Below are 2,467 nucleotides of genomic sequence, written 5' to 3' on the forward strand. Positions count from 1 at the left end.
CAGCGTCGAGCGGCTGCGCATCGCCCAGGGACCGGTCAAGCCGCCCGCGGACATCGCCGCCGCGCCGAGGCGCCGCCCCGCCGCCCAGCCCCTCGCCGCCCATGAAGAGGCCGAGTTGAAGGCCGCCCTCGACGGCGCCCCCGAGGCGCTCAAGGGCCCGCTGGAGCGGCTGGGACGGGCGGTTCTCGGCGATCCGGAAAAGGGCCGCGACCGTTCGGGCCGTTGACAAAACTTCGCCGTTTCTGTTCTCGAAAGTGCTGAAGCGCGCGTATTCGCGGGGAATCGCGCGATGCTCTCCAGAATCCCGCCCCCAGTTGAGGACGACCCCATGAGCGCCCAGACCAAATACGCCGCCATGAGCCGCCGCGCGGCGATGACCGCCGCAGCCCTGGCCGCCATGGCGACGCTGGCCGGTTGCGGCGGCGGAGGCGCGAGCGCAGCGGCCGAGGGCGACATGGCCATGGGCGCGCCCGAGGGCGCCAAGGTCACCGTGATCGAATACGCCTCGGTCACCTGCCACGTCTGCGCGGCCTGGCAGAAGGAGAACTGGGCCGCGTTCAAGGCCGCCTATGTCGACACCAACAAGGTCCGCTACGTCTTCCGCGAACTGCCGACCGGCCCGGTCAATGTCGCCGTGGCCGGCTTCATGATCGCCCGCTGCGCCGGCGACGACAAATATTTCGACGTTGTCCACAACATCCTGGCCAGCCAGGACGAGTGGCAGGCGGGCGTCAATCCGCGCGACACCCTGTTCCGCATCGGCAACGGCGCCGGCCTGAGCAACCAGCAGATCGAGGCCTGCATCAAGAACCCGGAGAACATCAAGGCCGCCGACGCCCGCGCCCGCGCCTCCCAGGCGGCGGGAATCGAAGGCACACCCTCCTTCCTGGTCAATGGCGTCCCGGTCGTCTCTCCCGGCTCCGCCAGCGGCCCGACCATGGCCGATCTGTCGCGGGCGATCGAAGCCGAACTGGCCAAGGGCTGAGCGCCGCAGTGACCCCTTTGCGGCGATCCTTGCTGATCCTGGCGCTGGCGTTGCTGGCTCCCGTCGTCGCGGCCTCCGCGTCGGGGTCGGACTCCGCCCTGGCGCAGCAGGTCCTCGCCCCGGTCACGGCGGCGGACCGCAGCATCGGCCGCGCCGACGCTCCGGTGACGGTGGTCGAATACGCCTCCTTCGCCTGCAACCACTGCGCCGACTGGCACATGTTCGTCTACCCGGCCTTCAAGACGCGGTTCATCGACACCGGCCAGGTCCGGCTGGTGTTCCGCAACCTGCCGACCCTGCCCGAGGAAATGTCCCTGCCCGGCGCAGCCCTGGCCCGCTGCGCGGCGCCCGAACGCTTCTTCGACGTCGCCTCGGCCCTGATGCTGGGACAGGACGCGGTCTTCCGGGGCGGAACCCGCGAAGACTGGTACGCCCCCGCCATCGCCGTCAGCGGCCGGACCAAGGCCCAGCTGGAGGCCTGCGCCGCGACCCCGGCGACACTGGCCGCCATCAACCGCGACGTCGAGAGCGCGAACGCGGCCGGCGCCAACACCACCCCGGCCTTCTTCGTCAACGGCCGCCGGGTGACGGACCGCTCGCTGGGCGGGCTGGAGGTCGCGATCCGGGCGGCCGCCGCGGGCCAGTGACCGCGTAGGGGCCCATGCAGTTCCAGCGCCTCCGGCTCGTGGGCTTCAAGTCCTTCGTCGACCCCGCGGAGGTGCATATCGAGCCCGGACTGACCGGCGTCGTCGGCCCCAACGGCTGCGGCAAGTCAAACGTGCTGGAAGGCCTGCGCTGGGTCATGGGGGCCAATTCGGCCAAGGCCATGCGCGGTCAGGGCATGGACGACGTCATCTTCGCCGGGGCCGCCGACCGTCCGCCGCGCAACCACGCCGAAGTCCAGCTGACCATCGACAACGCCCAGCGCCGGGCCCCGCAACCCTTCACCGACAGCCCGATGCTGGAGGTGTCACGCCGCATCGACCGCGGCCAGGGCTCGACCTATCGTATCAACGGCAAGGAGGTCCGCGCCCGCGACGTCCAGCTGCTGTTCGCCGACGCCTCGACCGGCGCCAACTCCCCCGCCCTCGTGCGTCAGGGCCAGATCAGCGAACTGATCGCCGCCAAGCCGCAGAACCGCCGCCGTATCCTCGAGGAGGCGGGCGGCGTCGCCGGTCTGCACACCCGCCGCCATGAGGCCGAGCTGAGACTCAAGGCGGCCGAGACCAATCTGGAGCGGCTCGACGACATCGGCCGCGAGCTGGAGACGGCGCTGACCCGGCTGAAGCGCGAGGCGCGGCAGGCGGAGCGGTACAAGAAGATCTCGGCCGAGATCCGCGCCCTGCAGGCGGCCCTGCTGTTCGTGCGCTGGAACGACGCGCGCGTGGCGGCCGAGGCCGCGGCGCAGGAGCTGGCCGCCGCCGACCGGGCCGTGGGCGAGGCGACGACGGCTTCCAGCCGGGCCCAGACGGCGGCGTTGTC

The 2,467-nt window shown here is 71.5% G+C and carries 3 protein-coding genes and 1 pseudogene; all 4 read left to right on the forward strand.

Going from position 1 to position 2,467, the window contains the following annotated elements:
• Positions 1 to 226: pseudogene (locus QQJ79_RS15200) on the forward strand (DUF721 domain-containing protein); the annotation flags it as partial.
• Between the two features lie 102 nt (positions 227 to 328).
• Positions 329 to 985, forward strand: a complete 657-nt coding sequence (locus QQJ79_RS15205; protein WP_284223770.1) for a thioredoxin domain-containing protein — start codon at positions 329 to 331, stop codon at positions 983 to 985.
• An 8-nt stretch (positions 986 to 993) separates the two neighbouring features.
• The gene (locus QQJ79_RS15210; protein ID WP_284223771.1) at positions 994 to 1,632 is read left to right on the forward strand and encodes a thioredoxin domain-containing protein; all 639 of its coding nucleotides are present in this window, start codon (positions 994 to 996) and stop codon (positions 1,630 to 1,632) included.
• Between the two features lie 14 nt (positions 1,633 to 1,646).
• Positions 1,647 to 2,467 (forward strand): AAA family ATPase (locus QQJ79_RS15215; protein WP_284223772.1); only part of this gene is annotated, 821 nt, incomplete at its 3' end.

Source organism: Brevundimonas denitrificans (assembly GCF_030160755.1).
GTDB classification, from domain to species: Bacteria; Pseudomonadota; Alphaproteobacteria; order Caulobacterales; family Caulobacteraceae; genus Brevundimonas; species Brevundimonas denitrificans.

Bases quoted from the DNA above. Each gene is read 5' to 3' on its own strand.
- QQJ79_RS15205 (WP_284223770.1), top strand. From the start codon at position 329: ATGAGCGCCCAGACCAAATACGCCGCCATGAGCCGCCGCGCGGCGATG.